General features: G+C 43.6%; 7 protein-coding genes. 4 read left to right on the top strand and 3 right to left on the bottom strand.

What is annotated here, in order from left to right; all coding sequences use genetic code 11:
- Window positions 1-73: 73 nt before the first annotated feature.
- Together AB4249_RS14770 and AB4249_RS14765 are read right to left on the bottom strand one after the other, a co-directional pair.
- Window positions 74-907 (bottom strand): RecX family transcriptional regulator, encoded by an 834-nt coding sequence (locus tag AB4249_RS14770; protein ID WP_372103755.1) that lies wholly within the window; start codon window positions 905-907, stop codon window positions 74-76.
- A 204-nt stretch (window positions 908-1,111) separates the two neighbouring features.
- Window positions 1,112-2,716, bottom strand: coding sequence for a mechanosensitive ion channel family protein (locus tag AB4249_RS14765; protein WP_017064335.1), 1,605 nt, complete (start codon window positions 2,714-2,716; stop codon window positions 1,112-1,114).
- Between the two features lie 251 nt (window positions 2,717-2,967).
- On the opposite strand from AB4249_RS14765, the gene AB4249_RS14760 reads away from it, so the two are divergent.
- Window positions 2,968-3,216 carry a hypothetical protein gene (locus AB4249_RS14760; RefSeq protein ID WP_017062732.1) on the top strand — a complete coding sequence of 83 codons (249 nt, stop codon included), beginning with the start codon at window positions 2,968-2,970 and terminating at the stop codon, window positions 3,214-3,216.
- A gap of 516 nt (window positions 3,217-3,732) precedes the next feature.
- Here the strand turns inward: AB4249_RS14760 and AB4249_RS14755 are convergent.
- Window positions 3,733-3,942 (bottom strand): hypothetical protein, encoded by a 210-nt coding sequence (locus tag AB4249_RS14755; RefSeq protein ID WP_371722397.1) that lies wholly within the window; start codon window positions 3,940-3,942, stop codon window positions 3,733-3,735.
- 195 nt (window positions 3,943-4,137) lie between these two features.
- Between AB4249_RS14755 and AB4249_RS14750 the strand changes: the two genes are divergently transcribed.
- From AB4249_RS14750 to AB4249_RS14740, 3 genes are all read left to right on the top strand, one after another.
- The gene (locus AB4249_RS14750) at window positions 4,138-6,201 is read left to right on the top strand and encodes a protein-disulfide reductase DsbD family protein (protein WP_372103758.1); all 2,064 of its coding nucleotides are present in this window, start codon (window positions 4,138-4,140) and stop codon (window positions 6,199-6,201) included.
- A 3-nt stretch (window positions 6,202-6,204) separates the two neighbouring features.
- Entirely contained in the window at window positions 6,205-6,774 is a 570-nt protein-coding gene (locus AB4249_RS14745) for a protein disulfide oxidoreductase (RefSeq protein ID WP_229647366.1), read from the top strand.
- Window positions 6,775-6,901: 127 nt separating this feature from the next.
- Window positions 6,902-7,621 (top strand): DsbA family protein, encoded by a 720-nt coding sequence (locus AB4249_RS14740; protein WP_372103752.1) that lies wholly within the window; start codon window positions 6,902-6,904, stop codon window positions 7,619-7,621.
- The last annotated feature ends 283 nt before the right edge of the window (window positions 7,622-7,904 follow it).

Here is a 7,904-nt window from a genome sequence, read left to right as displayed (position 1 = left end):
CAGGTGCCGTCTATCCGACAATAGTTACTTAGGACAAACCAACATACTACAATAGGAAATTTTTCCGGCTTAGTTATTCGTTACCTTCACTCAATGCAAATTTGATCTCGTCAGAAGAGAACCCCTTTCGACTTAGCATCGCGTAAGCCTTAGAGCGTTCTTTATGATCGTTTAGGTCATAAGGCTTCTTCTGCAACTGTTCTAAACAAGAAGAATAGAAATCTAGCTGCTCTTCATTAATCAATCGGTCGATGAGCGATGACAGCTCACTTGTGTCGATTTGTCGTTGTCTAAGTTCTTGCTGAATGGCAGTCAGTCCCTTGCCTTTACGAGCGTACTTGAGCACCTCTTTTTCCAAGTCGGCTTTCTCGGCCTTAATTTGAATGTTACTTTTCAGTTGATGCGCTTGTGGGTGCTGCTCAATCGCTACCTTAACTTGTTGATAGCTAAAGCCACGCTTTTGCAGGGTCGCGACAAGCTTTTCACGGCTCATGGTAAAACTTGTATAGTAATGGTTGATGCGGTCTATCAGGATGGTCTGTTCATCAATAGACTTTTCGAACGACACTTTATGGATTGCATCAGAAATCACTGAATCGGTCAGGCCTTTCTTCTTCAATTTTTCGACAATATATCGAGAACCGAATTCACCAGAAAAAGCTTGTTCCACGAATTGTTCAGCAAACACTTGGTCAGACTTGAGATACCCGAAGCCTTTCAGTGTCCCTAGAGTTTCATCGATCCATTCTTGATTGTCGGTTTTCACTTTGAGCTTCGCAACCAACTCGCTTTCCGTCATATCTCGCTGAGTTAAATGCCACATCGCAGAGTTCATGACGCTTTCGATTCGGGTCGCTTTTCTTACAGGTGTATTTCTAGTATTCGTTTTTTTCTGTGAATCATCCATTCGCTTTCAACTGTCCAAACTAAGCCTACCCCATCATAACGTAATTCTAAGGCGGTTGAGTGACATAAAAGAATGAAGCTCAATATAAACGGCAGCCAATAAAAATGGACGCTTGTTCAGCGTCCATTTGATATCACATTAAGAATGATGGCTCTAAGCCATGCTTAGCTTTTTCGTAATAGCTTTTCATACTAGATCTTTCGTTTAGTTCTCTTCGTGATTGTAAATATGTACATCTCGTTGAGGGAATGGAATCGTGATGCCTTCTTCATCGAAGCGTTTCTTCACGGTTTCCGTTACATCCCAGTACACATCCCAATAGTCATCAGTCTTAACCCAAGGTCGTACTACGAAATCAACAGAAGACGTATTCAAGGTATGAAGCTTGATCATATGCTCTGGTTTTTTCAACACTAGAGGGTGTGCAAGAATGATGTCGTTCAATACCGCTTTCGCTTTATCGATATCATCTGAATAACCAATACCGAAAACCATATCAACACGTCTTACACGTTCTGCCGTGATGTTGTTGATCACGTCACCCCAAATCTTGTTGTTTGGGATCACCAAGCGTTGGTTATCAATGGTTTGAACAGTCGTCGATACTAAGCTCATGTCTTTTACCGTGCCTTGCACGCCTGCCACTTTAACCATGTCACCGACGTCATAAGGACGGTAGATCAAGATCATCAAACCCGATGCAAAGTTAGATAGTGTGTCTTGCAATGCGAAACCAATGATGACACCGGCTACACCGAAACCAGTAAGAAGAGGTGCTAGCTCTATCCCTATTTGAGACAGTGCGATAAGCAAACCAATAAACACGACCGCTTTAGATGCGATGGATACAAAGAAGTCCTGCATCAATACACTGAAGTCCATTTTAGAGTGCGAAACACTCTTACGAACGGTTTTGCGAGCCACGTTAGCAATAAGGCGAGTTACATACAAAATACCGAGAAACAGAGCAAGTTTAACGATAAAAGAAGGGGTATTTTCAAAAGCCCATGAACTGAACGAACGAAGCCATCCATCCAACAGCTCCAGTGCAACATCAACATCCAACACATCGGCGTTAATGTCACCTGTCGTCGCTAGCAAAACACGTTTGTACGAAGTCACATCCACGCCAAACGGTTCCATTAGCGTGATGGTTTCTTCTAAGCTCGCGACCATAACGCTAGTTCGCTCACTGAAGCGTTCAAGCTCAGTTTTAATCGTCGCTTTCTCTTCTTCACTTACATAAGATAACCGGCGTTCTAAATCTTGACGTTGTGTATCCGTGTATAGAATTGCATTAGTAAGATATTGAGAACGAGAAACAAGTGCCGTTTTGAGCTCACCTTCAGGAACAGCAACATCAACACCACGCTCTTTCGACCAATTTAAGGTCTTAGCAAGCTGCTGATAATAGACATCCATCATTCCGATTCGTTTTTGAATACGCAATTCAAGGCGTTTTTTAGCGTCACCTTCAGCTGAACGGTTTTCTTTACTCATTGAAACGATTTTAGTTTCATTCAACGACAGCAATTTTTGTAGCAGTTCGACCTGCTGAGCAAGAGTGACATCCAGCCCCTCTTTTTTATCTGACGATAGCTGTGAAAAAATCTCTTCGCGTAGGCCCTGGTTCTTACGCCTTAAGATATCTTCAAGAAAGGGTTTTTCAGCATCATGCGCCGTTTCTAATGTTGCTAGATCGAGCATTAACTGATCTTGTACTTCTGCGATTTTCTCAACGCTCTGCGCATAACTTCCAAATGCGACAAACGCCAACATTAACAATAGACAACGCCAAACCTTCATCATATTAATTCCTATCACTGTCTAAATTGACCCTATAAATAGTAGTAAAAAGAATATGGATAACAAGCATTTAAACGTATGTTATGTTAAAAATTCGCAAATTATCAGCCTGCTTCTAATATTTGAGAGTTCCAATCCCCTCTTATGACCTGTAGAGTACGCATCCAACAAAGAACAACAGCCAATATCTTCATTCGAGCACAGCACTAAAGCGCCCTAAATACGATGTTGACTCACAGCAAGAGAGCATAAAAATGAACAACGAACTTGATATTATTGAGTCTCTAGAAGAACTAGAGCAATTCCTAATTTCAGTGGAAGCTGGCGGTTTAGGCCTTGAAGGCGTTGAAGGTGTAGGCATGGCAACCAATAATTCAGATGGTCGTCACTTCGTTGCTGTATTCAATAGCAGCCATAAAGTTCTGCTTGCTCGCTGGATCACCAAAGAGGTGTTTGATAACGGTAAAGACTTGGTACGTAACGGCCCTCGCCGCACTCACTAAGCCTTTCCAATAGCACCAATGATTAAAGCCCAACACGTTCACTGACGATCTGTTGGGCTTTTTTGTATCGCCTGTCCCGTCCTGATAGTTAATAAACCACTCAATACAGAGTAATTAGCGATAACTTTCAGTTGTTGTGAACTTTAGCTACAGCTCAATGTCGTATTCGCGTGAATTGGTGTTTATGCGTCTTTTATCGTGTATCTGCCGTTTCCCGCATTTATACATAGTTTCACTTTAACCATTTTATGACTTGTGGCACGAAGAGAACTTATCTAAGCTAACCACAATTCAATGAGCTTGCTTTAACGACTAACAGATTTGATTACTGACTAATTTGCTGAACACATCGCTACTTTTCTTATACACACAGAACCGCCGACAAAAGCATTCGCTTTGGGCGCTCTTCCTTACCGGACTGGTTATCGTAACTTGTCTGGCGAGCACTCTGCCCGTCAAGAAAGTATCGTTATCTGCATCCGCTAATGGCCAATCAGTCCTAGTTGGCACACAAACTCATACAGAAACCAGTAATCCCCAAACCAACATCGCTTCTTCAGAAAAAATGGCTGCTCTATACGCCAGCGTTTTCGGCTTAGAAGCCTCAAAAATGTTAACGTCCCCCAATTCAAATTCATGCAGCCTAAGTTCGAAAATGCTGACCTTTGCCGCACCTAAAACGGGCTGGCTGATCCCTTTCGTTCTGATGATTGCTGTTGCATTCAACTTATCTCCGCACATCTCGAGATTATCCGGAGACAATCATCGCTCTACTCGACCGACAAAACACCGATTGCATCTAAAGCACTGTATATTTAGAGAGTAAATAACCGGGCTACTACACCCTTTTATTTATTTTTTGGAGATACATTTGTGTACAACACACTACTAACTAAGTTTGTCGATTCGTTGGCATTCTCTATGCGTACATGCGCGAAAACCTTAGTCACTGCCCTTTTGGTTATGACGTCATTTACCGCCTTGGCACAGACAACGGGCTGGCTTAGTGTGCCTGAGCATCCGCCTGTTAAAATGCGAATGATGTCGACGGGTGAACAGTCGGATGACGGCTCTAAGATCCAAACCGTGCTCGATGTCGTGCTCGACGGCGACTGGAAAACCTATTGGCGCAGCCCAGGCGAAGGTGGCATTCCGCCAAGCTGGGACTGGTCTGGTTCAACAAACATTGAGTCAGTAGAGTGGCACTGGCCGATACCTAAATACTACGAGCAGCTTGACGTCATGACGTTAGGCTACAAAAAACATGTCAGCTTTCCTGTCACTTTATCCCTGAAAGACAACACGAAGCCTGCGATATTCAGGGCATCGTTTACATTTCCGTCGTGTACCAATATCTGTGTGTTAACCGATTACGATATCGAACTGCCGATTGACCCACAAACTTTAGCGCTCGATGAAGAAGCGATGTTCTTGTTCAACCAAGGCATGAGCCAGTCGCCACGAGAAGCTAACCGCACTTCGGTGAACGGTTTGTTTTGGGATAAGAGCAAGCAGCAATTGGTTACTCAGCTGACAAGCAAAGATGGTTGGGATAAGCCAATGGTGTTGATTGACGGGCAAGAAGTGATTGATGACTTCTTCTCTCAACCAAGCGTCCACATAACAGACAATACAATGACGGCCGTATTTGATGTGAGCAACTGGATAGGTGAAGTCGACTTAACGGACCGTAACGTGAGTGTCACCGTTTCAGACACAAACTTTGCCGAAGAGATGACAGCTCAAGTTGGGTCAAAACCAATCGCTTATCAAGAAAACAGTAACGGTTTTACTGCGATGATCGGTTTTGCCTTAATTGGTGGTTTGATCCTCAACATCATGCCATGTGTGTTGCCAGTATTAGGAATGAAGTTAAACAGCATCATTCAAAACCAAGGGGCATCTAATCGTCATATCCGACTCTCATTCTTAGCGTCTGCTTCTGGTGTCATTACGTCATTTGCGCTGTTAGCCCTAGGTATGACCGCTCTAAAAATGGGTGGTAATGCAATTGGCTGGGGAATCCAGTTCCAAAATGTTTGGTTCATCGGGTTCATGCTGATCATCACTTTGCTGTTTTCGATTAACCTGCTTGGGTTATTCGAATTCAGACTACCATCAGGTTTAAACACCTGGATGGCAACCAAAGGCGATGACTCACATTCAGGCCACTTTGTTCAAGGCATGTTTGCAACGCTGTTAGCAACGCCGTGTAGCGCGCCATTCCTAGGAACCGCTGTCGCGTATGCACTTGGAGCAAGCTACCAAGAGTTATGGGCTATCTTCATCACGCTTGGTATCGGTATGAGTGCGCCTTGGTTGATCTTTGCGCTATTCCCAAGCCTAACCAAATTGCTTCCAAAGCCTGGGGCGTGGATGTTCAAAGTTAAGCTGGTATTTGGCTTAATGATGTTCATTACCAGCCTATGGCTAACAAGCCTCCTTAGCCCATTCATTGGTAAATTCCCAACTATCCTGCTGTCGCTATTTATCGTGATTTCAGTATTGATTTGGATTGGCCGTAAGTTGGGTCGCAAGGTGCTTATTCCTATCGTCGCAACCACAACCTTGGTGTTTGGTGCTGCATTGATCGTCGGTAGTGTCACCGCTGATAACTGGGCGACTCCGATTGTTGACGATCTCGCTTGGCAAAAGCTGGATGCGAAGCAAATCCCTCAGCTCGTTGATGAAGGCAAAACGGTGTTTGTTGATGTGACTGCTGATTGGTGTATCACTTGTAAAGCCAACAAGATCGGCGTCATCCTTCAAGACCCTGTCTACAGTCACCTACAGCAAGAAGACATTGTTTTGATGAAAGGTGATTGGACAACACCAAGTGAAAGTGTCACTCAATACTTACAAAGTAATGGGCGATTTGGTGTGCCATTTAATATCGTCTACGGCCCGAGCTATAAAAGCGGTATTCCACTGCCTGTCATTCTCAACAGTGACACTGTCGTTCAAGCCATCGACGCTGCGAGATAACTGATGAAGACTCCCAACAATGAAGATAAATCTAGCACGATTGAAGACGACGCTGTAAAGGGTGAGGCCAAAAAGCCAAGTCGTCTTAAGAAGTGGGGAAAGGAACTGGTTTCAATGATATTGATCGTTGGCGTGGTTTCATTTGCCATGGACTTTTATCACAGCAGAAGCATGCCTCAGGGCGATGCGATTCCAATTGTGGGTCAATCGCTCCAAGGCGAAGATATTGATGTTATCGAGCTAAGCAAAAATGGTAAGCCAGTCATTGTCTATTTTTGGGCGACTTGGTGTGGTGCCTGCAAATTTGTAAGCCCGACGGTTAATAGCTTCAGTGATTCCCATCAGGTGGTTTCGGTCGCTCTATCGTCTGGTCCAGACGAACGTGTCCAGCGCTACTTAGAGGCGAAAGAGTATGACTTCCCTGTGATCAATGATCTCTCTGGATCGATCAGCAGAAGTTGGGGAGTCAATGTCACGCCAAGTATTGTCATCATCAAAGATGGAAAGATTAGCAGTATCGCAACCGGCGTTACATCCCCTATCGGCCTGTGGTTAAGAACCTACTTTGCCTAAATCGCTCACAAAGAAAAACAGAGCAAAGCTAAGTGAATAAACCGACTCAGCCAGTTTAACAAACAATATTAATGTAAGCGCAACCTAATAAGCGCTCACGATTATCACGAATTTGAGAAAAGACAATATGAAAAAGCATCTGATAAGCGCACTGATTATAGGCTCATTAATGAGTACTAATGCCTTCGCAGAATTAAACAAAGAACAAACTCAACAACTTGAAGAAATTAATCAATTCCTGAAGGAAAATCCATCGACGATCTCTGGATTGCATACCAGTTTAGAGCAGTACGTAGCAGGTCAAGAGCAAACGAAAAAAGCCCAAGCGGAAAGCCATGATTGGTTATACAACAATGACGCCCACCCAATCACGGGCAATCCGGATGGCAAATCGGTCATCATTAACTTTACCGACTATAACTGCCCTTACTGTAAGCGCTTGGAAAAAGGCTTGGTTCAATTAGCCTCTGAAAACAGCGACATTAAAGTGATCAACGTGTACTTATCGTTTAAGCAGCAACAAGTTGCGGGGCTAGACACCAACGCGGCGCTATACGCGATGAAAGTATGGAAAGATAACCCAGAAGCATTCCCTGAAGTTGATAGATTGCTGATGGCGAAAAGCGGTATTCACTCGAAAAGCTCACTAGAAGCCGTTGCCAAGAAGACGGGAACAGAGGCGGAACTAAAAACAACTCAAGAACAAAACCAGGTTCTAACCACTAACCATCAAACGTTCAGTGCACTCGGCTTAACGGGCACTCCAACCATGATGATGAACGGAAATGTTTTACCAGGATATGTGCCTTATGACCGATTAAAAGAGATCGTGGACGACGCTTTTTAATCGAGTGTAGATAGAGATAAAAATTCGAAAGAGAAGTGAATAAAAAGCCGACCTGCGTAACTCACAGTCGGCTTTTGATGAGCTTAAGGTAATGTTTTCAATATTATTTTTGAAACAGAAAAGCAGTCGAAGTGTCACTATCTTGCAATGGATTCTTAATCTAGCCTCGCTACTCTAAAAGCAGTTCTCTCGATGAGTCCAAGACGTGCTTACTCTAGACAACTGTCCTTTGACCGAGCCTAGCTCGGTCTTTTTTTACGTGTTTTATACCAATTAAAGTAAA

The sequence above is a fragment of the Vibrio sp. 10N.261.55.F4 genome, assembly GCF_041470465.1.
Classification (GTDB): Bacteria; Pseudomonadota; Gammaproteobacteria; order Enterobacterales; family Vibrionaceae; genus Vibrio; species Vibrio crassostreae_C.
This window is presented reverse-complemented; position numbering and strand designations above follow the sequence as displayed.